Here is a 25,861-nt window from a genome sequence, read left to right on the forward strand (position 1 = left end):
GGTGGCCCACGTCGGCTCTCGACACCTAAACTGCCAGAATCCGAACAGATAAGGCTCTTACGCGGCATCCATGCCGCGTAAGGTCCCGCGACGGTAGGCGGGCAAGGACCAATCGAGAGCGTCGGTGTGCATGGTTGCAAGCAGTGCAATCAGCGCGTTTTCTGGATGACGGTGCGTCCGATCAGCGTCGCAACGCGAGCGAATAACAGGCAGGCTTTCAACGAAGCGACCTACGAACGTTCTGGTGCGGTGAGTGCACCGCGCACTCGACTAACCACGCTTTTGATCGCATCTGAATGTCGCTGCCATTCCCGACATCGCGTCATTTGTGGCCAAGACGTTGCTGCCATCGCTACAGCGTTCGAGAGGTTTTGTTAGCCGCTCTCAGTCGCAAGCACTTGCAGGCGCCACAAATGCCGCAAATGTGAGCCCGCGAGCGGCCCAGGCGGTTGCGGCTTCATCGAGAATATCCAGCAAGGCGTTGCGATCGTTCGGTGCAGTGCGCGCGAGTGCGTCTGCGCCGTTGATCAACAGCGCATAGCCATGTGATGCGGGCAGCCAGGCCAGGTCGCGCAAGGCATCGGAGAGCGCGTCCCAGTTGCGACCGAAGCTGGCCGGGAAATCCAGTTGGATGGCCAGGCGCATCAGCAACATGTGCTTGTCGCTGCAGCTGGCCAGATCCACCCGCAGGATGCGCAGGCCGGCGTCGCGGGCGAGCGCGGCCATGGTGTCCAGATCGTCGGTATCGGATTGATACACCCCGGACTGCTGCGGGTCGGACAGATCCAGTGCGAAGTCGCCTGCGTTCATGGTGCCTGCTCTGGGGTCGGACCCTGGAACGATTTGAAGCTAGCGTAATGATCGTCGCTGTAATACCAGGCTTCGGGCGGCGTGCCGCCGGTAACGATGCGGCGTGCGCCGCGATCGGCGCTGCCGGGTGTGTCGACGGTGTATTCGCGGTAATAGCCGCGCGGGCGCTCCGGCAAACGCTGCTCGCGATTGCCGAACACACCACCGTCTTGCGGATGCGGGAACGGTCCGCCGCGCTGGATCAACACGATCGTGGCCAGCGCTTCGGTCGGCAAAAAGGCCGGCAGCCGCGGTAGCTGACGCACCGGTCCGACCGGGGCCGTGGCAGCGATCGGCGCGTTGAGCTGTGGCGCGAATTGCGGCTTGGGCGTCTGCATCACACGTATGCCCCATAACCCGGCGACGAGCAGCACGATGGCGACGATCAGCAGAGCGGGTTTGCGCATGAGTGTGTCCGGAAAACAAGGCATGGAAACGGCAGAGCAAGTATGCCGTTGCGCGACTGTGTCGCGCTTGAACGCGGCCGGGCGAGGGCACGGTTCACGCCCAAGTAACCGGGGCATGGTGCAAGGTGTGCAGCGCACAGGGCACGGCGTGCGATGGAATGAAATTTCCCTACCAAGACCCTTGGGAAGCGCCCCCGTCGTCCCTACCATCTATCCGCAACGCCCGGTCTTCGCCGGGTGACAAGTCCAGGAGACACGCATGGCTTATACCCTTCCGCAGTTGCCCTACGCCTACGACGCGCTGGAACCGAACATCGATGCACAGACGATGGAAATCCATCACACCAAGCATCACCAGACCTACATCAACAACGTCAACGCGGCGCTGGAAGGAACGGAATACGCCGACCTGCCCGTGGAAGAGCTGGTGTCCAAGCTGAAGAGCCTGCCGGAAAACCTGCAGGGCCCGGTGCGCAACAACGGGGGTGGCCATGCCAACCATTCGCTGTTCTGGACCGTGCTCTCGCCCAATGGCGGCGGCGAGCCCAAGGGCGAGGTCGCCAAGGCGATCGACAAGGACATCGGTGGTTTCGACAAATTCAAGGAAGCCTTCACCAAGGCCGCCATCAGCCGTTTCGGCTCCGGCTGGGCCTGGTTGAGCGTGACCCCGGACAAGAAGCTGGTAGTGGAAAGCACTGCCAACCAGGACAGCCCGCTGTTCGAGGGCAACACCCCGATCCTGGGCCTGGACGTGTGGGAACACGCGTACTACCTGAAGTATCAGAACCGTCGCCCGGAATACATCGGCGCGTTCTACAACGCAGTGAACTGGGAAGAAGTCGAGCGCCGCTACCACGCTGCGATCGCCTGAATCTTGAGCTGACGCTGCAACGCAAGAAGGCCGGGAGCGATCCCGGCCTTCTTCGTTTGCATGAGCCAGTGGCACTGAGTGATCTCGGTCGCCAGGTCTGCGCCGAAACTCAGCTCCAGCACGCAGGCTCGTGTCCGCCCGCGCCGTCGATCAGAGCTTGGCGTCGAACTCGCGCGCGTAACCGGTATTGACGATGACCTTCTGCAGCGCGTCGCTGATCTTGATGTTGCCGGCGACGATCTGCTGGGTTTCCGGGCCCATGTTGTCCATGCGCGGTGGGGTGGCGCCCTTGTAGTCGCAGACGCGGCCACCGGCTTCGCGCACCAGCAACACGCCGGCAGCGATGTCCCAGGCTTTGACGCCGGCTTCGAAGTACGCGTCGGCGCGGCCGCAGGCCACATAGGCCAGATCCAGCGCGGCAGAACCGGTGCGTCGCACATCCTCTGCCTGCACCAGCAGTGCGTCGACGCACTTCAGCTGCGCGCTGATGCGCGCGCGCTCGCGCGGCGGGAAGCCGGTGTGGACCATTGCGCCTTCCAGATCCTTGCGTTCGGCGATGCGGATGCGACGGTCGTTGAGCACTGCACCGGCGCCCCGGCTGGCAGTGAACAGCTCGTTGCGCAACGGGTCGAAGATCACCGCGTCGGTGGGTTCGCCGTTTTCCACCAGCGCGATCGACACGCAGTAGTGCGGAAACCCGCGCAGATAGTTGCTGGTGCCGTCCAGCGGGTCGATGACCCAGGTGTAGCGGCCACTCTTGCCGCCTTGCACGCCACCTTCTTCGCCGAACACGGCGTACTCGGGGTAGCCGCGCTTGAGTTCCTTGATGATGACCTTCTCGGCGTCGGCATCGACTTCGCTGGCGTAGTCCATGCGGCCCTTCTGCACCACATTGAGCGAATCGAGCTTGTTGATGCCGCGCAACAGCACATTGCCGGCGAGGCGGGCGGCTTTGACCATGACGGTGACGGCGGGTTTCTGCATGGTTAAAGCTCCCGTGAAGGCAGAATCGGAAATGGCGAAGGTAAAAGAGCGGTCCGGCGCGAAAGCCGGCCGCGCAGTTTACCATCTACGGCCAAGCCGCTCTCCAATTCTCTGTTCATGTCCGTCAGTCAGCGCATCCGTTTTGTTCTCGTCGGCACCCAGCATCCAGGCAACATCGGCGCCGCCGCGCGCGCGATGAAGACGATGGGCGTTTCGCGGCTGGTGTTGGTGGCGCCCGAGCGCGCGCTCGACGAAGACGCCTACCGGCGCTCGGCCGGTGCCGAAGACGTGCTCGACGAGGCGCCGATCTTCGCCACCCTGGCCGAGGCGGTGGCCGATTGCACCTGGGTGATCGGCTGCACCGCGCGTGCGCGGCGGGTGGCGCTGGAAGAGTTGGCGCCGGACGAGGGTGCGCAGCGCGCCTGGGCCAAGGCCGGCGAGCCGGCCGAGGTGGCGTTCGTGTTCGGCCGCGAGCGCACCGGGTTGACCAACGACGAGCTGCAGCTCTGTCATGCCGCCGTGCATATCCCGTCCGACCCGGCGTTCAGTTCGCTCAATCTGGCGGCGGCGGTACAGGTGCTGGCCTATGAGGTGCGGCTGGCGCAGCTGGCGGCGGGCGCGGGCGACCCTGCGCCCGCCGCGGCCGCCGGCGGGCTGCGCGAGGGCCCGGCCAGTCATGCGCAACTGGAAGGGATGTTCGGCCAATTGGGCGAGACCCTGGACGATATCGACTTCCACAAGGGCCGGGCGCCTGAGTCGGCGATGCGCAAACTGCGACGCCTGCTGCTGCGTGCGGGGATGACCGAGCAGGAGGTGCGGCTGATTCGCGGCATCCTGTCCGATGCGCAGCGTATGGCAATGCTGGCAAAACGCGACGCAAGCTGACGTCTGTCACATCTGAACAGATTCGGCTAGGCTGTCGGCGGCTCTAGGGGAGTGTCCGTTTTGCGCGGTCTACATTGGTGTCTGATTGCCCTCTGGCTGGTCGCCGGGGCAAGCTTGGCCGCAACGGCCGCTGAGGCACCTTCCTCGGTATTGGTACTCGGGCGGATCAGCGATGATCCTGCCACACATTACGACCAACTCAAGCCCTTGCTGGATTATGTGGTCCCGCGCATGCGCGAGGTCGGTATCCGGCGGGGCGAAATCCTGATGGCGCCGGATGCGCGGCAGATGTCCAGCTATTTGCGGCGTGGTCGGGTCGATTGGGTCAGCGAAACCACCGGAGCGGCGATGTTGCTTGAGCAACGCGGGAGTGCGCGGCCGCTGGTGATGAGCGAGCGTGGCGGTGTGCGCGAGGTCAACACCGTGTTCTTCGTCCGCCGCGACAGCCCGATTCAGTCGCTCAGGCAACTGCGTGGGCACACCTTGGCGCTGCAGGACGCTTCGTCCACCACCGGCTATCTGATGCCAATGCTGGAACTGATGCGCAGCGGCATCTCCTGTGACGTGCTGCTGTCGCCGGACGACACCCGGGTGCTCGGCTCTGTGGGCTATCTGGTGGTCGGTTCGACATTGAACATCGCCTCGCTCGTGCACAAGCGGATGATCGATGCCGGTGCTTTCAGCAATCTGGATTGGGACGACGAGCGTCATCTGCCGGCAGCGTTCAAGCGCGATTTCCGTATTGTGCACCGCAGTGCGTCGCTGCCGCGCGCGGTGGAGATGGTGCGCGAGGGCATGGATCCGGCGGTGGAGCGGCGCCTGCGCGCGGTGCTGTTGCAAGCCGCCTCCGATCCGAAGGCGGCCCCGGCGTTGAAACGCTTCTTCGACACCACCGCGTTCCACCCGTTGGATGACGCCAGCCGCCAGCGCCTGCAGGCGCTGAGCGCCGAGGTGCAACGTGTCAGGAGCCGAGTGGAATGACGCAGGTACGCTTCGGTTTGCAGGCACGCTTCCTGTTGGTCATGGCACTGACGTTGCTGCTGGTCGGTGCGATTCTGGCCTCGCTGCTGCAACGCCAGAGCACGATGCAGCGCGAAGTGCGCGGGCTGAGCGCGCAGATCCTGCACGAGCTGTTCGACCGCAGCCTGCGTAACCGCGGCGAAACCCTGGCGACCGAACTGGCGACTGGCCTTGCCAATCCGCTGTATTACGCCGATCTGGGCACCGTGGGCGCACTGGTGCGCAATGTCACGCGTCAGCAGGTAGTGAGCTATGTGCTGGTGTTCGATCGACACGGCCGTCTGGTGCACGACGGCAGCGTGAATCTGCAGCGCTACGGTCAAGCGATGACCGACCCGCTGGCGGCCAGGGCGGTGGCCGCGCAGGCCTTGCTGTTGCAGTCATCGTCCGAAGTGCTGGATGTGACGATGCCGATCAAGATCGGCGACCAGTACATCGGCGGCGTGCGGGTTGGCTTGTCGCGCGAACGCGCGCGCAAGCTGGAGTCCGGGGCGAATCTGATCCTGGTGGAAAACCTCAACGCGATCGGCAAGCGCGATCTGGGCTGGCTACTGGTGTTGCTGGCGGCGTTGGTCGCGCTGGGGGTGTTGCTGGCCATCTACGTGCAGCGCACGCTGGTGGCACCGGTGCGTCTGCTGGCAGCGGCAGCGCGGCAGATCGAGCGCGGCGACTACACGGTGCAGCTGCCGCCGCATCCGCGCAACGACGAGATCGGCGAGTTGATGTCCGCATTCGGCCGCATGAGCGAGGCCATCGCCCGGCATGATCGGGAAGTGCGCCACATGGCCTACACCGACGCCTTGACCGGGTTGACCAACCGGCTCGGTTTTCGCGAAGGTCTGGATTGCCAGATCAACGCCGCGCGCAGTTCCGGCAGCAAGTTGGCGCTGCTGTTTGCCGATATCGACGACTTCAAGCGCGTCAACGACACCCTCGGCCATGAGGCCGGCGACGAAGCGCTGCTGCAGTTCGCCAGCCGCATCAGTCGCACGGTGGCGGTGTTGGGCGGCGACGACGCGATATTGGCGCGCTTCGGCGGCGACGAGTTCGTGATCCTGCTGCAGAGCGGCGATATCAGCCTGTTGGCTGCGCAACTGGCGGACCGGCTGGTGCACGAGTTGAGCGGCCCGTTGAATGTGCAGGGGCGCGAGGTGTTCCTGGGTACCTCGATCGGCATCACGCTGTTTCCCGACGACGCCAGTGATTCCACTGCGTTGTTGAAGAACGGCGACATCGCCATGTATCAGGCCAAGGTGGCCGGAAAGAACTGCTATCGCTTCTACAGCCGCGCGGCCGATCACGCGGTCGAGCGCCGCGTGCACATGGAGCACGAGTTGCGCGGTGCCTGGGAGCGCGATGAGTTGCGGCTGGTCTACCAACCGATCTATCGCACCAGCGACCGCATGCTGGTCGGCGTGGAAGTGCTGCTGCGCTGGCAACATCCGGCGCTGGGCACGATTGCGCCCTCCACCTTTATCGACATCGCCGAGCAGAGCGGGCTGATCGAAGTGATCGGTCCCAAGGTGCTGCGCGCGGCCTGCCTGGAAGCGGCGCAATGGCCGGTGGTGGGCGAGGGCCTGTTCGTGTCGGTCAACGTCTCGCCGCGCCAGTTGCGCAGCGGCGCCCTGATCGACACCGTGGCCCGGTGTCTGGCCGAGTCCGGGCTGCCGGCCGCGCGTCTGCATCTGGAACTGACCGAAACGGCAGTGATCGGCGACGAGATGATGGCGGCAAGCCTGCTCGATCAGCTGCACCGCACCGGGGTGAAGGTGTGGCTGGACGACTTCGGTACCGGCTTCTCCGGCCTGAGCCATCTGCGCCAGGTGCCGGTGGACGGGGTCAAGATCGACAAGAGTTTCATTGCCGATCTGCAGCGCGACCCGGACGATCTGGCGTTGACCACCGCCATCATCAATATGGCCCACTCGTTGGGGATCACCGTGGTGGCCGAGGGGATCGAGCAGGAAGCGCAGTTCAACCTGCTGCGTGAGCGCGGCTGCGACCTCGGTCAGGGGTACTGGTTCAGCCGCCCGTTGAGTGCGGCCGATATGGTCAAGCTGATTGCGGCCGGCTGAGCGGCGGGATCGCGCCGCGTCATAGCGGCCGCTTGCCGGTATCGCCGGGGATTTCGCGCACCAGACGCGGTACCAGATACCCGGACAGACGCGTGGCCAGTTCGGCATGCAGCGCGCGCGCGCGGGCATCGTCCACGTCGAAATGCGCCACCCCGGCAACCCGGTCGAGCTGATGCAGGTAATACGGCAACACGCCGGCGGCGAAGCTGCGCTCGCTCAGCGCCGCCAGCGCATCGACGCTGTCGTTGACGCCGCGCAGCAGCACGGCCTGATTGAGCAGTTGCGCACCGGCCTCGCGCAGGTCGCGCATGGCGGTGTCCACGCCGGCATCGAACTCGTTGGCATGGTTGGCATGGATCACGAAGGCCACCGGCCAGGGCAGGGCGCCTAGCCACGCCAGCAGCGGCGCATCGACGCGTTCGGGCAGCACCACCGGAAGGCGGCTGTGGATGCGAAGGCGCTTGATGTGCCCGATGCCGGCGAGTGCATCGGTCAGTTCGGCCAGCTTGGGGGTGGCCAGCGATAGCGGGTCGCCGCCGGACAGCAGCACTTCGTCGATGCTGGGGTCGGCCGCGATCGCGGCGACTGCGGCGCGCCAGCCGTCGCGCGCGGCGGTTTCCTCGGCATAGGGAAAGTGGCGGCGGAAGCAGTAGCGGCAGTGCACCGCACAGCTGCCGGTGGCGATCAGCAGGGCGCGTCCGCGGTATTTCTGGATCACCCCCTCTGCAGTCTTGGCCGCGGCATCGCCGACCGCATCCAGGTCGAAGCCGGGCACCGGCCGCATCTCTTCGTCCAGCGGCAGCACCTGGCGCAGCAACGGGTCGTGCGGGTCGCCGCGCCGCATGCGCGCGACGAACGCGTGCGGCACCCGCAGCGGGAACTGGGCGGCGGCGGCATCGCTGATCCCGTCCGCCTGCGCGTCCAGGCCCAGCAGCGTCAGCAGCGTGCGCGCATCGCGCACGGCATCACGCCACTGCTGCTGCCAGCGCGGCGGCTGCAGGGCGGGGGGCGGCGATGGCTGTAAGGCGAGGGAGGCTGCGGGTATCATATGCGGTCACAAAACCAATGCCCGCCGGTTGCGGCGGGCACCCCATTCTAATCCGACCCGCCACGGCCTGTGGCGGGTCGTGGTCTTATCGAGGAGCTGCACCATGGCCACTGTTGGCATGAACGACGTCAAGAACGGCATGAAGATCCTGGTCAACAACGAGCCGGCGGTCATCACCGAGACCGAATACGTCAAGCCGGGCAAGGGCCAGGCTTTCACCCGCATGAAGTACCGCTTCATCAAGTCCGGCCGCGTGGTCGAAATGACCATGAAGGCGACCGACGACGTGGAAGTGGCCGACGTCGTCGATACCGACATGCGTTACCTGTACAGCGATGGCGAGTACTGGCACTTCATGGACCCGGAAACCTTCGAGCAGGTGCAGACCGACAAGGCCGGCATGGGCGGCGCCGACAAGTGGCTCAAGGGCGAGGAAGACTGCATCGTGACGTTGTGGAATGGCGCGCCGATCTGGGTGCAGCCGCCGAACTTCGTCGAGCTCAAGATCACCGAGACCGACCCGGGCGTGCGCGGCGATACCTCCGGCGGCGGCGGCAAGCCGGCGACGCTGGAAACCGGCGCGGTGGTGCGCGTGCCGCTGTTCGTCAACCAGGATGAAATCATCAAGGTCGATACGCGTTCGGGCGAATACTCGGCGCGCGTCAAGTAAGCCGGATGCGCCCGGGACGCTGGCCTGGTCGAACGCTACGCAGTGCCGGTGTGGTGGTGGGGCTGTGGGCGGCGCTCGCAGCGTGCCCGGCCGTTGCGCAATCGGCTGCCGCAACCTGCGGCGCCGGTGACGTGGCCGCCGTTGCAGCCATTGCAACCTCCGGGGTCGTGGGCGGCGCTGCAGCCACGGTGCCGGTCGAGCGTGCGGTGGCCCAGACCTGCAAGCCGTGGCCGAACGATGCGGCGATCCGGCTGGCGGCAATCGCATTTGCTGGCGACGCCCAGACCGTGCCTGGCGAGCGCGACATTGAGTTGCGCGTGGCCATGCTCGATGCCGCCAGCGGCAAGGTGCTGGCGTTTTACGCGCAGGACATGGGTGAGGACGCCGCCTTCGAACTCGCGGCCGACAGTCTGCGTCTGGATACCGCGCGCTACGACCTGGCCAAGGGCGTGCGCGCGATTGGCGTGGTGGTGCATAGCGCAGCGCGCGGGCCCAGCTGCCCGGATTTTTACAGCAATCAGGCATTGACCTTGCTGGTGCGCGAAGGGCGCAGCTTGCGCCCGGTGCTGCAACGCGATCTCTATGCGTGGCAACGCGTGAAAGGCGAGCCGTGCAGTGTGGGGAAGGGCGATGTGATCACCGAAGTCGCCAATCTGAACCTGAGCATGGCGCCGCAGGGACATGCCGGCTATGCGGACATCGTGCTGACAGCCAACGTGTCTACCGTGGAAAGCGTAGCTGGCAGCGACACCGATACCGAACGGTCCCGTCGCGTGCGCCAGGTGCTGCGCTACAACGGCCAGCGCTATGTGCCTGTGGCCGGTGGCGATGCCAGCTGGCCGTTCGACAACTAACCTCTTATGGATCCGCTGATGACCAATGCCCCTCCCGAAGCGTGCGACCTGTTGATCGAAGCCGGTTACGTGGTGCCGATCGAACCGCATGCGGTGGTGCTGGAAAACCACGCGGTGGCGGTCAGCAACGGCGTCATCGTGGCGATCCTGCCGACTGCCGAAGCACGCGCACGGTTTGCGCCGAAGCAGACCGTCTCGCGGCCGGAAGCCGCGCTGATGCCGGGTCTGGTCAATGCGCATACGCATAACCCGATGACCCTGCTACGCGGCATTGCCGACGATCTGCCGTTGATGGTGTGGCTGCAGCAGCACATCTGGCCGGTGGAAGCGGCGGTGATCGGGCCGGAGTTCGTGGCCGACGGCACCACGCTCGCCATCGCCGAAATGCTGCGCGGCGGCACCACCTGCGTCAACGAAAACTACTTTTTCGCCGACGTGCAGGCGGCGGTCTACAAGCAGCACGGTTTCCGTGCGCTGGTCGGCGCGGTGATCATCGATTTCCCCACCGCCTGGGCATCGTCGGACGACGAATACTTTGCGCGGGCCGGCGAGCTGCACGACCAATGGCGCGACGACCCGTTGATCGGCACCGCATTCGCACCGCATGCGCCGTATACGGTGAATGACGCGAATTTCGAGCGCGTACGCATGCTTGCCGACCAGCTGGACCTGCCGGTGCATCTGCATACGCATGAAACCGCGCAGGAAGTGGCCGATTCGGTCAAGCAATATGGCCAGCGCCCGCTGGCGCGTCTGGATCGGTTGGGCCTGGTCAACGACCGCCTGATCGCCGTGCACATGACCCAGCTCACCGAGGCGGAAATCCATCTGTGCGCCGAACGCGGCGTCAGCGTGGTGCATTGCCCCGAGTCCAACCTCAAGCTGGCGTCGGGCTTCTGCCCGGCCTGCGCCTTGCAGCGTGCGGGCGTGAACCTGGCCATCGGCACCGACGGCTGCGCCAGCAACAACGATCTGGACATGTTCAGCGAAAACCGCACCGCCGCGATCCTGGCCAAGGCCGTGGCCAACGACGCCACCGCGCTGGATGCGGCCACCACGCTGCGCGCGGCCACGCTGGGCGGCGCGCGCGCATTGGGCTTCGGCGACAAGATCGGCTCGATCGAAATCGGCAAGCAGGCCGATCTGGTCTGCGTGGACATGTCTGCGCTGGAGACCCAGCCGTTGCATCATGTGTTGTCGCAATTGATCTACGCCGCCGGCCGTCATCAGGTCACCGATGTGTGGATCGCCGGCAAACCCAAACTGGTGCAGCGCGAGCTGATCGACATGGATACCGCTGCCCTTGTCGCCAATGCGCGGCAATGGCGCGAACGCATCCGCACCGTCCGCGCCTGATCGCGCGTCATCGCATCACGGAGCCCCCGCATGAATCCGAATACGCAATCCACTTCCAGCAACTTCCATCAGAGCGAGCTGGACAAGTTCGCTGCACTGGCCAACCGCTGGTGGGATGCCGACGGCCCGCAAAAGCCGCTGCATGCGCTCAATCCGGTGCGTCTGGACTATGTGTCCGCGCGGCTGGATCTTGCCGGTGCGCGCGTGCTCGACGTCGGTTGCGGCGGCGGTTTGCTCAGCGAATCGATGGCGCGTCTGGGCGCGCAGGTCACCGCGATCGATCTGGCGCCGGAGCTGGTCAAGGTGGCGCGCCTGCATAGCCTGGAATCGGGCGTGCAGGTGGATTACCGCGTGCAGTCGGTGGAAGACCTGGCCGCCGAACAACCGGGCAGTTTCGATGCGGTGACCTGCATGGAAATGCTCGAGCACGTGCCGGACCCGACCGCGATCATCCGCGCTTGCGCAAGCCTGCTCAAGCCGGGCGGCAAGCTGTTCCTGTCCACGCTCAATCGCACTCCGGCTGCGTTCGCGCTGGCGGTGGTCGGCGCCGAATACATCGCGCGGCTGCTGCCCAAGGGCACGCATCACTACAAGGATTTCATCAAGCCGGCAGAGCTTGCGGCCTGGTTGCGCAGTGCCGAACTGCAGCTGCAAGACGTCAGCGGCATGCTGTACGAGCCGTGGCGCAACCGCGCGCGGTTGTCGTCGCGCACCGAGGTCAATTATCTGGCGTATGCGGTGAGGCCATGAAGGGCGAGGAGTTGGGGATCGGGATTCGGGATTGGCAACATCCGTTGGCTGCGATCTCGATGTCTTCCGATTCCTGCCGCGCTGCTTGTCGTTGGTCGCTGTTGGTGGGCCCGTGAGTTTTCCGCGTGCGGTGTTGTTCGATCTGGACGGCACCTTGCTGGACAGCGCGCCGGATATGCTGGCCACGGTCAACGCAATGCTGGCCGCGCGCGCGCGCGCGCCGATTGCGCTGGAGCAGTTGCGGCCGGTGGTGTCGAAAGGGGCGCGTGCGATGGTCGGCGTGGCCTTTGCCGAGCTCGATGATGCTGCGCGCACCGCCTTGGTCCCCGAATTCCTGCGTCGCTACGAAGGCTTGATCGGGACCGAGTCGACGCTGTTCGACGGTGTCGAGGAACTGCTGTTGCGCCTGGAGCGCGCCGGCCGCGTGTGGGGCATCGTCACCAACAAGCCCGAATACCTGGCGCGGCTGATCCTGCCGCAACTGGGCTGGCAGCAGCGCTGCGCGGTGTTGATCGGCGGCGATACGCTGGCCGAGCGCAAGCCGCATCCGCTGCCGTTGCTGGCAGCGGCCGAGCGCATCGGCGTTGCGCCGGCCCAGTGCGTCTATGTCGGCGACGACGAGCGCGACATTCTTGCCGCGCGCGCGGCGGCGATGCCATCGGTGGCGGTGTTGTGGGGCTATCGCCTGCACGACGACGAGCCGTCGAGCTGGCAGGCCGACGTGCTGGTCGAACAGCCGCAGACGCTGTGGGATGCGGCGGCGTGGCCGCGCACCTGATCTTCTTTCTTTTTCTGGACCCGCCATGAGCCAATCCAGCGCCCTCGACAGTTTTCTCGACAAGTGGCGAACCCGCTGGCCGGAATGGTCGGTTGCCGAGCCTTTCATTTCCGAACCGCAGCGACACCTCACCGCAGCCTGGTTTGCGCTGCTGCAGGAGTGGGAAGACATCATGAACATCGCCGGCGACCCGTTGCCGGCCGATGCCAAGCTGGCCTGGTGGCAGCAGGAGCTGCGCGATTGGTCACAGCAGCGCTCGCGCCATCCGCTGGGGCGCGTGCTCGAACCGGTGCGTGCGCCGTGGGCGCAACTGGCCGACACCTTGCCGGCCATGCAGGACGCCCGCGCGCAGCCGCAGTCGCTGCAGCAGGCGTTGGCGACATTGCGTGCCTTTGCCGAGGCTGTGCTCGCAGTCGAAGCGGTACTGTTTGCACGCAACCAGCCTGGCGATGCCACCGTGGTGGCAGTGCAATGGCTGGATGCACGGCAGCGTGTGGCCGGCGACAGCGCGGCCCCGGGCGGCATGACGACCGCTGCGTGGCGTACGCAATTGCTGCGTGCCTGGCCGCGCAAGCCGGCGTTGGCGCGGCCGCATCGGGTGTGGTCGCGACTGGCGCGGTTGCGTCTGCAGCGCGAACTCAGTGGCAAGTCGGCCTATCCGCCGCCAGTGCAACAGCTATGGCATAGCTGGCGTGCGGCCAGCGGCGCGGATTAAGAGCGGCTAACAAAACGACTTCGCGTCAGCCTACTGCAGGCCGGCTATCTGCGGCCTGCCTGCAGGGCCCTTGCCTGCCCAGCGTCGCGGGACACGCTGCAAGGACGTCCTTGTAAGCGCTTACGCGGCATCCATGCCGCGTAAGGTCCCGCGACGCTGGGCGGGCAAGGGCCAGTCGAGATGGCCGGCATGCATGGGTTTAAACACAGCAACCAGCGGAGTCTCTGGTGCGGTGTCCTCGCCGCTTCCGGGACCGTGTGGCGGCATGGATGCCGCCACCGAGCCTACGACGTACTTGCGGCGTGTCCCGCCAGCGGTGAGGGCACCGCGCATTCGACCCACTCAGTGTTTGATCTGGACTTCTGACTGCATCTACCAAGATACGGCCGACAAAACTACTGCACTCACTGACAGGCGCTCGCCAGGTTTTGTTAGCTGCTCTTAAGCACGTCAGCCTACGCGGCTGCCGAATGGTCGCGAGCAATGGATAATGGATTGCGAGCCACTGCATCACGCCGCGATTTGCGCTTCCTGTTGCTTCCATGACGTGCTTGGAGTCGCTTCGCTATGTGTCGTTGGCGTGCTCCAGACAGGCCGATCATCGCGCTCGGTTGAGCGCGCAGGTCGGCAGTTGCGGACCGTCGTTTCGAGCAAGCGCAGGTCGGCGGATCTGTTGGCAGTGGATGGCAGGCGGTGGAGACATCGCCGCGCTTCAGCGCGGCCTACGGTCGATGCTTGTGCTGCAATCACACATCGTTCGGCGATCAGCGCGATCGGTTGATCGCAAAACCACTCGGGCTGCTGCCGAGCGTTGATGCGTTGGCAACAACGCCTGTCGGCAAACCGCGCGAGGCGGCTTGCCGACAGGTCATGGCTACGGTGTCAGTCAGTGCGCGCCGGCGTGGTCAGCGATGCCAGACCGGCAACTGCCATGCACATGCCTGGCAGACGTGTGGGCGCGATGATCCGAAGCCAGCCGCCAACTTGAAGTACGCCACTGGCGCACGCGAGGCGTCGTCGTCGTCTTCAGTCGGCACTACCGGCACCGGTATTGCTGTACTCATAAAAACGGTTTGGCGAATTGGCGCAGTTGCTGCTGCAATACGGACGGCTGACGGTGGATGCATTCCACGGTGAGGCCTTGCGGATATGGCTTCCGAGGGTCGAGTTGCGCACCGTCACCTGCCCATTGGGCGAGGTCCCGTTGACGTAGGCGCTCAGGCTGCCCACACCCTCATCCCAGGCACGTCCAAGATAGGTGGCGTTGTCGGGAGAACCGGACACGCCGACAAAGCTGCTGTTGATCGCCAGAAACCCGTAGCTGCTGGCTGGCCGTGTGCTGGGCGCGAAGATGTAGCCGCCACGGCTGCTGCCCAGACGCGCGCCGGTCGAGCGAATGGTGGCGCCGTCGAACACGCCGACGCCGGAGCCGAAGATGAAATCGACATCGCCCTCGATCGTGCTGCTTTTGAAATAAGCGCGGATCAGGCTGGTTGCGCTAATGGCGCTGATCAGCAAGGTGTCCTGATTGGCGGTCAACAGAACGTCTTCGAAGCTGGCCTTGTCGCCGCGCACCGCCAGCGCTACGGCCGATTGGTTGTCGTTGGCGTAGGTGCCTTCGACGTAATTGTTGTCCACACGCAGATGACGGGCCTGGAAGCCGGCTGCGCGGACTGTCACCGTCGCACTGTTGGAAGTGCCCACGATGGTAGCGGATGCGTTGCTGGCACACGGGTGGCTTGCGGTGCCCGCCGGCTTGGGGGTGGGGTTGGCGTTGTTGAAGCGAATGATGGTGTCGCCTGCATTGGTACCCAGGCCGAAGACCGTCAGCGGCGGAGCCTCGAGCGGGACGCAGACCAGCTCGGTATAGGTGCCTGCCTTGATGCTGATGTAGCGACGCGTGCTGCCGCCTGCAGCCACGGCTGCATTGATCGCCGACTGCACGGTGCGATACCGGGTGGAGCCATCGGCGGCGACCGCATAGTCCGCGCTGAGCAGGGCGACGCCAGCGGTGGGATTCCAGTTGTCGGTCACCAATGCGTTGAGTGGTCCCGCCTTGGCCAATGCTTTGGTGATCGTATAAGTGCCTGCCTCGCTGCTGGTGAGCTGAGGCCGGGTGGCCGTGCCGGTCAATGCGACGGCATCGATGCTGACCAGGCTCAGCAGCGTAGCGGCGATGCAGGTCGTGCGGAGATACAGTGCGGACATGGGATGACGCTCTCTCTTGGAGTAGGTGCGTATCGTTGGATACGTGCTGGACACGGGAGTCAAGGCGATACAGACGGCATGCGACGACACGACACGGCACAGGCAGCAATGCCGGCTGCGTTTGGGGTAAGGCGTTTGGATAATCGAGCAGGAATCGACGCGATGGTATTGCCGGGTTCGCCTGTTCTGATCAGCCAGGCCGGTGCAATGTTCGAGATCATCGGTGTCATCACGGTTTTCGCCAACTTTTCGTCGTGTAAGCGGGTTGCGTGCTGCGATGCCACATGCTTTTGCACCATTGGCGAGCGCAATGCGTGTTGCGGGCGTGTGCAGATAACGGCGCACATCGTCACGTGTCGTGGCCGGCCTGGCTTCCACACTCGGGTTACCCGCGTAGACCTACGCATGGCAGGAATCGAAATGGCAGACCCCAAAGAGCTGCAGGACAAATTCTGGAAGGCGCTCAAATCCGATCGCACCGTGATGCTGGGACTGGATGGTGTGGAGGATGGCCATGCGCGCCCGATGACCGCGCAGATTGAAGGCGACAGCGGCGGGCCGATCTGGTTTTTCACCTCCAAGGACAATGCGCTGATTGCGATGCTGGGGCAGGGCCGTCGCGTCATTGGCGCCTTCAGCAGCAAGGGCCACGATCTGTTCGCCAGCATCAGCGGTTCATTGCGCGAGGACACAGACCCGGCAGTGGTCGAGCGCTTGTGGAATCCGCATGTCGCTGCCTGGTACGAAGGCGGCAAGGACGATCCGAAGTTGGCGCTGCTGCGTCTGGACACCGATCACGCGCAGATCTGGCTCAACGGGTCGAGCCTGTTGGCCGGTATCAAGGTGCTGTTCGGTGTGGATCCGAAGAAGGATTATCAAGACAAAGTGGCCGACGTTCCGCTGCGATAAACCGGCATGTGGTGAGCGAGCTCACCGGCGCGTATTGCGTGCTGGCGGCCGCGGTTGGCTTCGGGATGCGGCGAGTCGGTCGCTGGATGGTTCGCTGCCCTGGCATCAGCTTGCAACCCGGGATCAGTGGATTTCCAGCGGGTGATGCACGCAGCGATGTGCGCGCCTGAGGCGCTGATGTGTGGCGCGCTTGTCAGCTGGTGTGCAGTGCCGCGTACTCTGATACACCGACGGTTTTGTCGAGGAGAGCAAGACATGCAACGGATCGAAATCGGTCAAATGGTGTTCCTGCGCGACGGCGAAGTGGGCGTGGGCGCAATCCGTGATATTCGCAACGATGGCGCCGAGCTCGTCATCAATATCGAAAACGGAGGTGATTTCATCCTGCCGGCTTCGGTCGTGCGTGATGTGCACTCGTGCAAGGTGATGCTGGATGTCGATACATTGCCTGAAGCCGTACGCGATGCGTTGCGCCATCCGCACGACAACGAGTTGCGTACCAGCACGTATGCGGCCAGTAATCCCCGGGACGGGGCGCTCAGCTGATCTTGGCCGATAACATGCCGTGTGCGACCGGCAAGCGGATGTGAACCGCCCGCGCAGCGTGCGCGCGCATTGGGTCAGGGATGCGCAGGCATGCATCTGCCCACCGCGCAGTTGTTCTGCCGCAATGTTCCTGCTTTCAAACGCGATCAGTGCGGGGAAGGTCTAGGTAACGCGAGCTGCGTTTCTGCATGCAGCTGTTAGTCGACACCGCCATGCGGCAGGGTGACCTTTGGGGCGTGTTGCTACGCTGCCGATCTTCTACTGTGCAATTCAACACAGTGGGGTGCGGTATGAGATTCGCCAAGCTGATCGTTGCGTTATCGATGTGTGTCGCGGGCAACGCCTTCGGAGCGGTTGCGCAACAAGACGAAGATCAGGTTCGATCTGCCGATGCGGCTTTCTGGAACGCCTATAACGCCTGCGATATGAAGGCCATTGCCGAGGCGTTCACTGCAGACGTCGAGTTCTATCACGACAAGACTGGCCTGACGACCCCGCGCGAAGCGGTCGTGGCGTCGTTGAAAAACGGTCCTTGCGGTGACGCCGCATTACATCTTCGACGCGAGGCGCTTGGCGAAACGTTTGTGTTTCATCCGCTTCAGGGCGGCTACGCCATCTTGTCGGGCCGCCACCGCTTTTATGTGCGCGAGCGCAATGCGGCCGAGCGCCTGGATGGACAGGCCGACTTCACCACCGTGTGGAAGTTCGCGGATGGGCGCTGGCGCATGCATCGCGTCCTCAGTTATGCGCATGGGCCTGCGCCCTACACGCCGCCAACCCAGGTGATCACACTCCCCGCCGCCACGCTTGCGCGTTACGCAGGCCGCTATCGTGCGCCTCGCGCCGGCATGATACTGATCGCGGTGGACGGCGACCATCTGGTGCTTACCGCAGGCAGTTTCGTGGCCACGCTTCGGCCGCAATCGGTCAGGCGCTTTTTTGCCTTGGAGCGCGATCTCCAGTTCGATTTTGAAGGTGGCGATCACGCGGCGCCTGGATCGCTGGCGGTGTATGAGAATGGCGTGCTCAGTGAACGCGCGTCGCGCCAAGATTAGGTAAATGGATGCTGGTGGCCACCGTGCGCCGTGCATTCGTGCGTTCGATTCGCTCGGCCAGGATGCGATGCGCAGCGTGGTCACGGTCTGTGACGGCAACGCGAGGTGTCCTTTGACGCGCACAGTGTAGATCCAGCTGCGGTTGGGCCGCGGATCCCGGGCCTCGTCTCAGATGGCGCTGAATGCCTTCGCAGCAAGGCAGCAGGTGCGAGTAGTGGCTCTAACCATCGGGCAGCAAAAAGTTGCGAAGCGCAGCATTAGGCGGGCCCGCCGACGGCAGTGCCGGTTGCTCCGCTTCGTCCTTGAGTTGTACGCCGGACAACTTGCGGCGAAACGATTCACGCAGCAGGTAAGCCAGCGTGTGAGTTGCCTCTGCGTAACTCAGCCCCTCGGTGCGGATATTGGAAATGCAGTTACGCGCAACGTCGGTCAGGCCGACGCGCGGGGTGTATGTCAGATACAGACCCAGGCTATCGGGCGAGCTCAGGCCGGGGCGCTCGCCGATCAGGACAATCACCATTTTGGCCCCGAGCAGTTCGCCGACTTCGTCTCCGATGGCGACGCGGCCTTGCGCGATCAATACCACCGGCGCCAACGACCAGTGTTCGTGCGCGGCCAGGGCATCGATATGCTCCAGCATCTGCGTTGCATGCCGATGCACGGCCAATGCAGAAAGCCCGTCGGCGACCACGACCGCCACGTCATGCCCGCCGCCATGTACGGCGGTCAACCCGCGCAAATGAGCGGCAGCGTCTTCGCTCAGGCGTCGGCCCAGATCCGGACGTTGCAGATAGGTATGCCGATCCACCGCCGCGCTGTGCAACACGATGCTTTCCCGCCCGCGTTGTTGCAGCGCTGCCTGCAGCGGCTGCGGATCGAAGGCCAGATGTACCGCATCGCGTGCCTGCGCATGCGCAAGTTGGAAATCCAGATGCGCGCCTGTCGGCAGGCTGGTGCCGACGCGCCCCAGCGCGATACGCGCCGGCGTGAGCTGGCGCAGTTGTGCCCAGGCATCGCGTGGCGGTGTCGTCGGGCTGCTCATGGCGCGCTGCCGGTGTTCAACTGCTCCAGCGCACGCCGGAACGGTGCCGGAAGCTCGTTGCCGAGTTCGAAGCGGCCGTCGCGCAGGCGAAGGATGCCTTGTTGTTCCAGCCAATGTTCGAACTCGGGCGCAGCGCGCAGGCCCAACGCCTGGCGCGCATACAGCGCATCGTGGAACGAGGTGGTCTGGTAATTGAGCATCACATCGTCGGAGCCGGGAATGCCCATGATGAAGTTGATGCCGGCGGTGCCGAGCAGGGTCAGCAGCACGTCCATGTCGTCCTGGTCGGCCTCGGCATGGTTGGTGTAGCAGATGTCGCAACCCATCGGAACGCCGAGCAGCTTGCCGCAGAAATGATCCTCCAGCCCGGCACGGATGATCTGCTTGCCGTCGTAGAGATATTCCGGGCCGATAAAGCCCACCACCGTGTTCACCAGCAGCGGCTTGAACTGCCGCGCCACGGCATAGGCGCGCACTTCGCAGGTCTGCTGATCCACGCCATGGTGCGCATTGGCCGACAACGCGCTGCCCTGGCCGGTCTCGAAATACATTACGTTGTCGCCGACGCTGCCACGCCGCAACGCCACCCCGGCGTCATGGCCTTCCTGCAAGAGCGCCAGATTGATGCCGAAGCTGGCATTGGCTGCTTCGGTGCCGGCGATGGACTGGAACACCAGATCCACCGGCACGCCGCGGTTGATCGCTTCGATGGTGGTGGTGATGTGTGCTAGCACGCAGGACTGCGTGGGGATCTGGTAGCCGGTGATCACCGCATCCAGCATGCGCAGCAACGCGGTGGTGGCGGCCAGGCTGTCGCTGGCCGGGTTGATGCCGATCACCGCATCGCCGTTGCCGTACAACAAGCCGTCTAGCACGCTGGCGGCGATGCCGGTGGCATCGTCGGTGGGGTGGTTGGGCTGCAGGCGCGTGGACAGACGTCCACGCAAGCCCAGCGTATTGCGAAAGCGCGTGACCACGCGGGTCTTCTGCGCGACCAGGACCAGGTCCTGTACGCGCATCAACTTCGAGACTGCCGCCACCATCTCGGGCGTCAGTCCGGGCGCCAGCGCCGCCAGCGTTGTTTCATCGGCCTGCGCACTCAACAGCCAGTCGCGAAAGCCGCCGACGGTGAGATGCGCGACGGCGGCGAATGCGGCCGCATCGTGCTGGTCGACAATCAGGCGGGTGACTTCGTCCGATTCGTACGGCACTACCGCTTCATCCAGGAAATGACGCAGCGGCAGGTCGGCCAGCGCCATCTGCGCCGCCACCCGCTGCAAACCGGAGTCGGCGCCGAGCCCGGCCAGTCGATCGCCCGAGCGTGCTGGCGTGGCCTTGGCCAGCAACTGCTTGAGATCGGCGAACTGGAAGCGTTCGCCGCCTGCAGTGAACGCAAACCCGCTCATCTGACGCTGGCCGTGGAGCCGCCCTGGCCACGCAGACTCAGCACGCAACACAGCGCGCCGACGCCCAGCAGTCCCAGGAAGATCAACGCCACGATCGGGTTGAACCAGACCATCGCCACCAGACACACCAGCGCCAGCAGCAGCGCGATTGCCGGCACCACCGGATAGCCCGGCGCGCGAAAACTGCGTTCAAGTCCGGGCTCGGCGCGGCGCAACTTGAACAGGCTGAGCATGCTCATCACATACATCACGATCGCACCGAACACCGACATGGTGATCATCGCCGCGGTCAGCGACATGCCCTGGATCTTGACCACGCTGTCGCTGCAGATCGCCGCGATGCCGATCGCGCCACCGGCAAGAATCGCGCGATGCGGCGTGCGAAAGCGCGACAGCCTGGCCAGGCCGTGCGGCAGGAAACCGGCACGCGCCAATGCAAAGAATTGCCGCGAATAGCCCAGGATGATGCCGTGGAAACTGGCCACCAGACCGAACAGGCCGATCCACACCAGCATGTGCAGCCAGGTCGAACTGCTGCCGACCACCGCCTTCATCGCCTGCGGCAACGGGTCGTTGATGTTGGAGAGCTGACGCCAGTCGCCGACCCCGCCGGCAAGCACCATGACTCCCAATGCCAGCACCACCAGGGTGAGGATGCCGGCGATGTAGGCGCGCGGAATCGTGCGCTTGGGGTCCTTGGCTTCTTCGGCCGCCATTGCCGCGCCCTCGATCGCCAGAAAGAACCAGATCGCAAACGGAATCGCGGCAAAAATGCCGGAAATCGCAGCCGGGCCGAATACATCGCTGCCGGCCCAGCCATTGGCGGCGAAGCGCGCCACGCTGAAACCCGGCGCCACCACGCCCATGAAGACCAGCAGCTCGATCACCGCCAGCAAGGTCACGATCAACTCGAAGGTGGCAGCGATCGCTACGCCGACGATGTTCAGGCTCATAAAGATGACATACGCCCCGATTGCGGCGATGCGCGGGTCCAGGGTCGGGAATTGCACGTTGAGATAGGCGCCGATCGCCATCGCAATGGCCGGTGGCGCGAACACGAACTCGATCAGCGTGGCCAGGCCCGCCAGCATGCCGCCGTAAGTGCCGAACGCGCGCAGGCTGTAGGCGAACGGCCCACCCGCGTTGGGGATGGCGGTGGTCAGTTCGGTGAAGCTGAAGATGAAGCAGGTGTACATCACCGCGACCAACACGGTGGTCACCAGAAAGCCCAGCGTGCCGGCGGTGCCCCAACCGTAGCTCCAGCCGAAATACTCGCCGGAAATCACCAGGCCTACGGCGATTCCCCACAACTGCCAGGTGCCCAGGGTGGGTTTGAGTTGCTCGTTGCGCATGTCGCACATCTCCTGCGGTCGGGGGAGGGGAGATGAAGCACGTCCGACGCCGCAGCGCTGGACAGACCGTCTGTGGCTGATCGTGCGCGAATGCAGGGCAACCGCCGACGGCCGTTCCGGTTATACCGCAAACCTTTGCGGCGAACACAAGCGCGACGGGTGGGCCGAACAGAACCAGCGCGCCGCGCTACCCTGACTGCACGGCGGCCCTGGCGAAACCCAGCACGCTCTACTGTTTGCGCTCAAGCACCAACAGTGGGTCGATGCGCACATCGAACCGCGCCGCAGTGAACATAGGCAACCGGAGTGTTCCCGCACCGCTGCGCGCCGGCCCCGATCGATCCCCCGTGCTCTATTGTTTGCGCTCAAGCACCAACAGTGGGTCGATGCGCACGTCGAACCAATTCATCCCCCAATGCAGATGCGGCCCAGTCGCGCGCCCGGTGGCACCCACCGCCGCAATTACCTGGCCTTGCTCCACCCGGTCGCCTACCTTCACATCGATGCGTGACAGGTGCAGGAAATTCGAGCTCACCCCGAAGCCATGATCCAGCAGCACGGTGCCGCCGGTCAGATACAGGTCCGGTGCGGCGAAGGTCACCACGCCGGCCGCCGGTGCCTTGACCGGCGTGCCGGTGGGCACGGCGATGTCCATGCCCGAATGGCCGGCGCCGGGCTGGCCGTTGTAGACGCGCGCATTGCCGAAACGTCCGCTGATGCGGCCCTGCACCGGCCAGATGAAGGGCTGCGCAAAATCGGTGCGCGCATCGTCGCGGTCGCGCGCGGCGGTGACCTGTGCCTGTTCGCGCTTGATCCGCTCGGCGATCGCCGCAGGCGGATTGACTGTCTTGGGCGGCACGCCATTGACGCGTTCCACCGGCCAATCGCGTGGCGTCACCGCGATGCTGACGGTCTGTTTGCTGCCATCGGGCCGGATGATCTGCACCTGCAACGGGCCGCTGGCATCGCGGCCGATGCCGAACACCACGCTGCCATAACCGCTCACGCGCAACGTGCGGCCGGCGTACTGCACCTGGCTGCCGGCCGGTACCTTACCGATCACCAATGCGCCTTGCGAGGCGCTTTGCGGAAACACCACCTCTGCAGTGGCCGCAGATTGCGCAGCGGCACTGCCGACAGCGAACGCGAGCGGCGCCAGCGCAAGCCAGGCGCCAAACAGGGCTGCACGCATCAGCGGTCGAAGGTCAGGCGCTGACCGGCGGCACTGCCGAGCAACTGTTCGCCATCCCATACCTGCTGGCCGTTGACCCAGGTCGCGGCGATGCGCGAGCGGAAGGTGGTGCCTTCGAACGGCGACCAGCCGCACTTGGACAACACCTGCTCGCGCTTCACGGTGAACGGGGTGTTGTCGATCATCACCAGGTCGGCGAAATAGCCTTCGCGCAGGAAGCCGCGTTCTTCCACATCGAACAACTGCGCCGGCGCATGCGCGAACTTCTGCACGATGCGGGTGATCGGCAGCTTGCCTTCGTGCACCAGCTCCAGCGCAGCGACCAGCGCGTACTGCACCAGCGGCAGGCCCGATGGCGCCTGCGCGTAGGGCTTTTGTTTTTCTTCCCAGGTATGCGGGGCGTGGTCGGTGGCGAGTACGTCGATGACGTCTTCGGCCAGCGCCTCGATCAGCGCCAGGCGGTCGTCGGCGTCCTTGATCGCAGGGTTGCATTTGATGAGGTTGCCCAGCCGCGCGTAATCGCTGCGGTCGAAGCGCAAGAAGTGGATGCAGGTCTCGGCCGTGATGCGCTTGCGCACCTTGCCATCGGCATCGACCAACGGGCCGGCTTCGAACAACGCCAACTCGTTGGCGGTGGAGATGTGCAGCACATGCAGGCGGGTGTTGTGCTTGCGCGCCAGCGACACCGCCAGCTGCGAGGACTTCAGGCACGCCTCGCGCGAACGGATGTCCGGATGCATCTCCGGGGTCAACGCGTCGCCGTATTTTTCCTTGTACTGCGCCAGCGTCGCATCGATGGTCGGGGTGTCTTCGCAGTGGGTGATGATCGGCGTGGGCGCATCGCGGAAGATCGCGTCCAGCGTCTCGGGGTTGTCGACCAGCATGTTGCCGGTGGAGGCGCCCATGAACACCTTGATGCCCGGTGCGGTCTTCGGATCCAGCGTCTGGATCGCGGCCAGGTTGTCGTTGCTGGCGCCCATATAGAAGCCATAGTTGGCCCAGGCGCGCCCGGCCGCAGCGTCGTATTTGGACTGCAGCGCGGCTGCATCCAGGGTCGGCGGATTGGTGTTGGGCATGTCCATGAAGCTGGTCAGGCCGCCGGCTACCGCAGCGCCGGATTCGGTGGCGATATCGCCCTTGTGGGTCAGGCCCGGCTCGCGGAAGTGCACCTGGTCGTCGATCATGCCCGGCAGCACCCAGCGCCCGGCCGCGTCCACCACCGTATCACCGGCGCCGGGAGCGATCTTGTCGGCAATCTTGGCGATGCGGCCACCTTCGATCAGGAGATCGGCATCGAATTCCTTGCCTTCGTTGACCAGGCGGGCGTTGACGATGAGGGTTCGGCTCATGGATGAGGTCCTTTGCAACTGCAGGAAGTGGAAGAGGGGGACGACGCGGATGGGGGTGCGTCGGGGACGGGGTCGAACCCGCCCGGATGAAACGGATGGCAACGGCCGAGCCGACGCGCGGCCAGCCAGCAGCCGCGAAGCGGACCGAAGCGGCCGATGGCGGTCATCGCGTACTCCGAGCAACTGGGCGCAAAACGGCAGCGCGGCCCGAGCAGCGGGCTGATGAACAGCTTGTAGAAGCGCAGCAGCGCGATGAGCAGGCGTCCGATCACTTGCCAATGATATGCCACTTAGATTAACAGGTGGTTGCCGGGGTCCGTGGGGTAAGCTATAAAGGCCCGCTTTCCCGGGCCCCGGGGGAACCAAGGATGAGCGTTTCGTGGCTGCTAAAAAACCTGCAAAAAAGGCCGTAGAGGCCGCCAAGAAGTCCGCCAAACCCGTTGCGAAAAAGGCAGCGGCGCCTGCTGCTGCAAAACCGGCCGCCAAGAAGGCAACGCCGGCCGTCAAGCAACCCGCTGCCAAGAAGGCACCTGCGACCAAGACCGCTGCCAAGCCGGCGCCGGCCTCCAAGGCTGCAGCCCCCAAGTCGGTGAAACCCGTCGCCAAGAGTGCTGCCAAGCCGGCGGCGAACAAGGCAGCTCCGGCTGCCGCCAAACCGGCAACCAAGCCGGCGGCGCCCAAGTCCGTACCGAAGCCGGCCGCCAAGCCGGCTCCGGCCAAGTCAGTCCCGGTCAAGGCTGAAAAGCCCGCGCCCGCACCGGCCCCCAAGGCCGTCCCTGCGAAGCCGGCAAAGCCTGCGACCCCGTCACTTAAGAATCCCGTGCCCGTTTCGAAATCTTCAGCAAAAACGCCAACCAAAACCGAATCCCCCGCCAAGCCCGCCGCGACCCGTCCGGTCGGCAAGGTGGCCGTGGCCGTGACCTCCAAGCCGTCCAGCCCGACCCCCAAGACCAAGTACAAGGTGGTCGAGTACAAGACCGATGAAGCAACCGGTCGTCCGATCCTGCCGCAGGGCTACAAGCCTGCAGCCGATGAGGAGTACATGAGCAAGCTGCAGCAGGAGTACTTCCGTCAGCGTCTGCAGAGCTGGCGCAACGACCTGGTCGAAGAATCCAAGCAGACCATCGAAAACCTGCGCGAAGAAGTGCGCGATATCGGCGATGAAGCCGAGCGTGCCACGCGTGAGACCGAGAACTCGCTGGAACTGCGCACCCGCGACCGTCACCGCAAGCTGATCGGCAAGATCGACAGCACCCTCAAGCGTCTGGAAGACGGCGACTACGGCTATTGCGTGGACACCGGCGAAGAGATCGGCATCGACCGCCTGGATGCGCGTCTGACCGCCGAACGCACCATCGACGCCCAGGAACGTTGGGAGCACCTGCAGAAGCAGCAGGGCGACTGATCGTTCAACGCAGGTCGAATCGTAAGCAGTCGATTGAAAAAACCCCGCCATGTGCGGGGTTTTTTGTGCGTGTCGCGGACGTGGACGAGGCGTTTATGCATACACCTGGTGCGTGTCGTGTGGTCAGGCAGGCGC

Annotated in this window: 25 protein-coding genes; 14 read left to right on the forward strand and 11 right to left on the reverse strand. The window is 64.7% G+C overall.

Going from position 1 to position 25,861, the window contains the following annotated elements:
* Nucleotides 1-384 precede the first annotated feature (384 nt).
* A complete protein-coding gene (locus GGR62_RS11650; protein ID WP_184408065.1) occupies nt 385-810 on the reverse strand; it encodes a barstar family protein in 426 nt (141 codons plus the stop codon).
* Nucleotides 807-1,256: a ribonuclease gene (locus tag GGR62_RS11655; RefSeq protein WP_184408066.1), complete on the reverse strand. Its 450-nt coding sequence runs from the start codon at nt 1,254-1,256 to the stop codon at nt 807-809. The genes GGR62_RS11650 and GGR62_RS11655 overlap by 4 nt, the downstream gene beginning before the upstream one ends.
* A gap of 259 nt (nt 1,257-1,515) precedes the next feature.
* On the opposite strand from GGR62_RS11655, the gene GGR62_RS11660 reads away from it, so the two are divergent.
* Complete coding sequence (locus GGR62_RS11660) at nt 1,516-2,127, forward strand: superoxide dismutase (RefSeq protein WP_184408067.1); 612 nt, start codon at nt 1,516-1,518, stop codon at nt 2,125-2,127.
* Nucleotides 2,128-2,277: 150 nt separating this feature from the next.
* Here the strand turns inward: GGR62_RS11660 and GGR62_RS11665 are convergent, their stop codons facing one another.
* Nucleotides 2,278-3,111: an inositol monophosphatase family protein gene (locus tag GGR62_RS11665; RefSeq protein WP_184408068.1), complete on the reverse strand. Its 834-nt coding sequence runs from the start codon at nt 3,109-3,111 to the stop codon at nt 2,278-2,280.
* Nucleotides 3,112-3,228: 117 nt separating this feature from the next.
* Here GGR62_RS11665 and GGR62_RS11670 point away from each other — a divergent pair, with 117 nt between their 5' ends.
* From GGR62_RS11670 to GGR62_RS11680, 3 genes are read left to right on the forward strand one after another with little or no spacing between them, the layout of a single operon-like run.
* Complete coding sequence (locus tag GGR62_RS11670) at nt 3,229-3,996, forward strand: RNA methyltransferase (protein ID WP_184408069.1); 768 nt, start codon at nt 3,229-3,231, stop codon at nt 3,994-3,996.
* Nucleotides 3,997-4,047: 51 nt separating this feature from the next.
* Nucleotides 4,048-4,977, forward strand: coding sequence for a phosphate/phosphite/phosphonate ABC transporter substrate-binding protein (locus GGR62_RS11675; RefSeq protein WP_184408070.1), 930 nt, complete (start codon nt 4,048-4,050; stop codon nt 4,975-4,977).
* Complete coding sequence (locus tag GGR62_RS11680; RefSeq protein ID WP_184408071.1) at nt 4,974-7,091, forward strand: GGDEF domain-containing phosphodiesterase; 2,118 nt, start codon at nt 4,974-4,976, stop codon at nt 7,089-7,091. The genes GGR62_RS11675 and GGR62_RS11680 overlap by 4 nt, the downstream gene beginning before the upstream one ends.
* A gap of 19 nt (nt 7,092-7,110) precedes the next feature.
* On the opposite strand, the gene epmB is transcribed toward GGR62_RS11680, so the two are convergent.
* The gene (epmB, locus tag GGR62_RS11685) at nt 7,111-8,139 is read right to left on the reverse strand and encodes an EF-P beta-lysylation protein EpmB (RefSeq protein ID WP_184408072.1); all 1,029 of its coding nucleotides are present in this window, start codon (nt 8,137-8,139) and stop codon (nt 7,111-7,113) included.
* A 103-nt stretch (nt 8,140-8,242) separates the two neighbouring features.
* Between epmB and efp the strand changes: the two genes are divergently transcribed.
* The 6 genes from efp to GGR62_RS11715 all read left to right on the forward strand — a co-directional run bounded on the left by efp (nt 8,243) and on the right by GGR62_RS11715 (nt 13,262).
* The gene (gene efp, locus GGR62_RS11690) at nt 8,243-8,809 is read left to right on the forward strand and encodes an elongation factor P (RefSeq protein WP_002802373.1); all 567 of its coding nucleotides are present in this window, start codon (nt 8,243-8,245) and stop codon (nt 8,807-8,809) included.
* Nucleotides 8,810-8,859: 50 nt separating this feature from the next.
* Entirely contained in the window at nt 8,860-9,663 is an 804-nt protein-coding gene (locus tag GGR62_RS11695) for a hypothetical protein (RefSeq protein WP_184408202.1), read from the forward strand.
* Between the two features lie 18 nt (nt 9,664-9,681).
* Complete coding sequence (locus GGR62_RS11700) at nt 9,682-11,019, forward strand: TRZ/ATZ family hydrolase (protein WP_184408073.1); 1,338 nt, start codon at nt 9,682-9,684, stop codon at nt 11,017-11,019.
* A gap of 30 nt (nt 11,020-11,049) precedes the next feature.
* Nucleotides 11,050-11,769: a bifunctional 2-polyprenyl-6-hydroxyphenol methylase/3-demethylubiquinol 3-O-methyltransferase UbiG gene (gene ubiG, locus GGR62_RS11705; protein ID WP_184408074.1), complete on the forward strand. Its 720-nt coding sequence runs from the start codon at nt 11,050-11,052 to the stop codon at nt 11,767-11,769.
* A gap of 112 nt (nt 11,770-11,881) precedes the next feature.
* On the forward strand, nt 11,882-12,547 hold the full coding sequence (locus GGR62_RS11710) for a phosphoglycolate phosphatase (protein WP_184408075.1): 666 nt from the start codon (nt 11,882-11,884) through the stop codon (nt 12,545-12,547).
* A 25-nt stretch (nt 12,548-12,572) separates the two neighbouring features.
* Nucleotides 12,573-13,262, forward strand: a complete 690-nt coding sequence (locus tag GGR62_RS11715; protein ID WP_184408076.1) for a phytoene/squalene synthase family protein — start codon at nt 12,573-12,575, stop codon at nt 13,260-13,262.
* Between the two features lie 1,026 nt (nt 13,263-14,288).
* Here the strand turns inward: GGR62_RS11715 and GGR62_RS11720 are convergent.
* Entirely contained in the window at nt 14,289-15,470 is a 1,182-nt protein-coding gene (locus GGR62_RS11720; RefSeq protein WP_184408077.1) for a putative acyl-CoA thioester hydrolase, read from the reverse strand.
* A gap of 405 nt (nt 15,471-15,875) precedes the next feature.
* On the opposite strand from GGR62_RS11720, the gene GGR62_RS11725 reads away from it, so the two are divergent.
* The 3 genes from GGR62_RS11725 (at nt 15,876) to GGR62_RS11735 (ending at nt 17,980) form a co-directional block, all read left to right on the forward strand.
* Entirely contained in the window at nt 15,876-16,379 is a 504-nt protein-coding gene (locus tag GGR62_RS11725) for a pyridoxamine 5'-phosphate oxidase family protein (RefSeq protein WP_184408203.1), read from the forward strand.
* A gap of 255 nt (nt 16,380-16,634) precedes the next feature.
* On the forward strand, nt 16,635-16,925 hold the full coding sequence (locus GGR62_RS11730; protein ID WP_184408078.1) for a hypothetical protein: 291 nt from the start codon (nt 16,635-16,637) through the stop codon (nt 16,923-16,925).
* A gap of 188 nt (nt 16,926-17,113) precedes the next feature.
* On the forward strand, nt 17,114-17,980 hold the full coding sequence (locus tag GGR62_RS11735) for a DUF4440 domain-containing protein (RefSeq protein ID WP_260305872.1): 867 nt from the start codon (nt 17,114-17,116) through the stop codon (nt 17,978-17,980).
* Nucleotides 17,981-18,200: 220 nt separating this feature from the next.
* On the opposite strand, the gene eutC is transcribed toward GGR62_RS11735, so the two are convergent.
* From eutC to yidD, 6 genes are all read right to left on the reverse strand, one after another.
* Nucleotides 18,201-19,022: an ethanolamine ammonia-lyase subunit EutC gene (gene eutC / locus GGR62_RS11740; RefSeq protein WP_184408079.1), complete on the reverse strand. Its 822-nt coding sequence runs from the start codon at nt 19,020-19,022 to the stop codon at nt 18,201-18,203.
* Nucleotides 19,019-20,428 (reverse strand): ethanolamine ammonia-lyase subunit EutB, encoded by a 1,410-nt coding sequence (locus GGR62_RS11745; RefSeq protein WP_184408080.1) that lies wholly within the window; start codon nt 20,426-20,428, stop codon nt 19,019-19,021. Before GGR62_RS11745 ends, eutC begins: the two co-directional genes overlap by 4 nt.
* Entirely contained in the window at nt 20,425-21,789 is a 1,365-nt protein-coding gene (eat, locus tag GGR62_RS11750; RefSeq protein ID WP_184408081.1) for an ethanolamine permease, read from the reverse strand. Before eat ends, GGR62_RS11745 begins: the two co-directional genes overlap by 4 nt.
* A 343-nt stretch (nt 21,790-22,132) precedes the next feature.
* Complete coding sequence (locus GGR62_RS11755; RefSeq protein ID WP_184408082.1) at nt 22,133-22,972, reverse strand: M23 family metallopeptidase; 840 nt, start codon at nt 22,970-22,972, stop codon at nt 22,133-22,135.
* On the reverse strand, nt 22,972-24,321 hold the full coding sequence (locus GGR62_RS11760) for a dihydroorotase (RefSeq protein WP_184408083.1): 1,350 nt from the start codon (nt 24,319-24,321) through the stop codon (nt 22,972-22,974). Before GGR62_RS11760 ends, GGR62_RS11755 begins: the two co-directional genes overlap by 1 nt.
* Nucleotides 24,318-24,611, reverse strand: a complete 294-nt coding sequence (gene yidD / locus GGR62_RS11765; protein WP_184408084.1) for a membrane protein insertion efficiency factor YidD — start codon at nt 24,609-24,611, stop codon at nt 24,318-24,320. The genes GGR62_RS11760 and yidD overlap by 4 nt, the downstream gene beginning before the upstream one ends.
* 89 nt (nt 24,612-24,700) lie before the next feature.
* Here yidD and dksA point away from each other — a divergent pair, with 89 nt between their 5' ends.
* Nucleotides 24,701-25,726 (forward strand): RNA polymerase-binding protein DksA, encoded by a 1,026-nt coding sequence (gene dksA / locus GGR62_RS21380; RefSeq protein WP_184408085.1) that lies wholly within the window; start codon nt 24,701-24,703, stop codon nt 25,724-25,726.
* The last annotated feature ends 135 nt before the right edge of the window (nt 25,727-25,861 follow it).

It is taken from the genome of Xanthomonas sp. 3075 (assembly GCF_014197275.1).
GTDB lineage: Bacteria > Pseudomonadota > Gammaproteobacteria > Xanthomonadales > Xanthomonadaceae > Xanthomonas > Xanthomonas campestris_B.

What these genes read in the sequence shown, in the direction of transcription:
- GGR62_RS11680 (WP_184408071.1), top strand. Translation starts at nt 4,974, where the DNA reads ATGACGCAGGTACGCTTCGGTTTGCAGGCACGCTTCCTGTTGGTCATG.
- GGR62_RS11715 (WP_184408076.1), top strand. Translation starts at nt 12,573, where the DNA reads ATGAGCCAATCCAGCGCCCTCGACAGTTTTCTCGACAAGTGGCGAACC.
- efp (WP_002802373.1), top strand. Translation starts at nt 8,243, where the DNA reads ATGGCCACTGTTGGCATGAACGACGTCAAGAACGGCATGAAGATCCTG.
- GGR62_RS11745 (WP_184408080.1), bottom strand. Translation starts at nt 20,428, where the DNA reads ATGAGCGGGTTTGCGTTCACTGCAGGCGGCGAACGCTTCCAGTTCGCC.
- GGR62_RS11735 (WP_260305872.1), top strand. Translation starts at nt 17,114, where the DNA reads ATGCAGCTGTTAGTCGACACCGCCATGCGGCAGGGTGACCTTTGGGGC.
- GGR62_RS11665 (WP_184408068.1), bottom strand. Translation starts at nt 3,111, where the DNA reads ATGCAGAAACCCGCCGTCACCGTCATGGTCAAAGCCGCCCGCCTCGCC.
- GGR62_RS11755 (WP_184408082.1), bottom strand. Translation starts at nt 22,972, where the DNA reads ATGCGTGCAGCCCTGTTTGGCGCCTGGCTTGCGCTGGCGCCGCTCGCG.
- GGR62_RS11730 (WP_184408078.1), top strand. Translation starts at nt 16,635, where the DNA reads ATGCAACGGATCGAAATCGGTCAAATGGTGTTCCTGCGCGACGGCGAA.
- GGR62_RS11700 (WP_184408073.1), top strand. Translation starts at nt 9,682, where the DNA reads ATGACCAATGCCCCTCCCGAAGCGTGCGACCTGTTGATCGAAGCCGGT.
- eutC (WP_184408079.1), bottom strand. Translation starts at nt 19,022, where the DNA reads ATGAGCAGCCCGACGACACCGCCACGCGATGCCTGGGCACAACTGCGC.
- GGR62_RS11725 (WP_184408203.1), top strand. Translation starts at nt 15,876, where the DNA reads ATGGCAGGAATCGAAATGGCAGACCCCAAAGAGCTGCAGGACAAATTC.
- ubiG (WP_184408074.1), top strand. Translation starts at nt 11,050, where the DNA reads ATGAATCCGAATACGCAATCCACTTCCAGCAACTTCCATCAGAGCGAG.
- GGR62_RS11760 (WP_184408083.1), bottom strand. Translation starts at nt 24,321, where the DNA reads ATGAGCCGAACCCTCATCGTCAACGCCCGCCTGGTCAACGAAGGCAAG.
- GGR62_RS11670 (WP_184408069.1), top strand. Translation starts at nt 3,229, where the DNA reads ATGTCCGTCAGTCAGCGCATCCGTTTTGTTCTCGTCGGCACCCAGCAT.
- GGR62_RS11660 (WP_184408067.1), top strand. Translation starts at nt 1,516, where the DNA reads ATGGCTTATACCCTTCCGCAGTTGCCCTACGCCTACGACGCGCTGGAA.
- GGR62_RS11720 (WP_184408077.1), bottom strand. Translation starts at nt 15,470, where the DNA reads ATGTCCGCACTGTATCTCCGCACGACCTGCATCGCCGCTACGCTGCTG.
- epmB (WP_184408072.1), bottom strand. Translation starts at nt 8,139, where the DNA reads ATGATACCCGCAGCCTCCCTCGCCTTACAGCCATCGCCGCCCCCCGCC.
- eat (WP_184408081.1), bottom strand. Translation starts at nt 21,789, where the DNA reads ATGTGCGACATGCGCAACGAGCAACTCAAACCCACCCTGGGCACCTGG.
- GGR62_RS11650 (WP_184408065.1), bottom strand. Translation starts at nt 810, where the DNA reads ATGAACGCAGGCGACTTCGCACTGGATCTGTCCGACCCGCAGCAGTCC.
- GGR62_RS11655 (WP_184408066.1), bottom strand. Translation starts at nt 1,256, where the DNA reads ATGCGCAAACCCGCTCTGCTGATCGTCGCCATCGTGCTGCTCGTCGCC.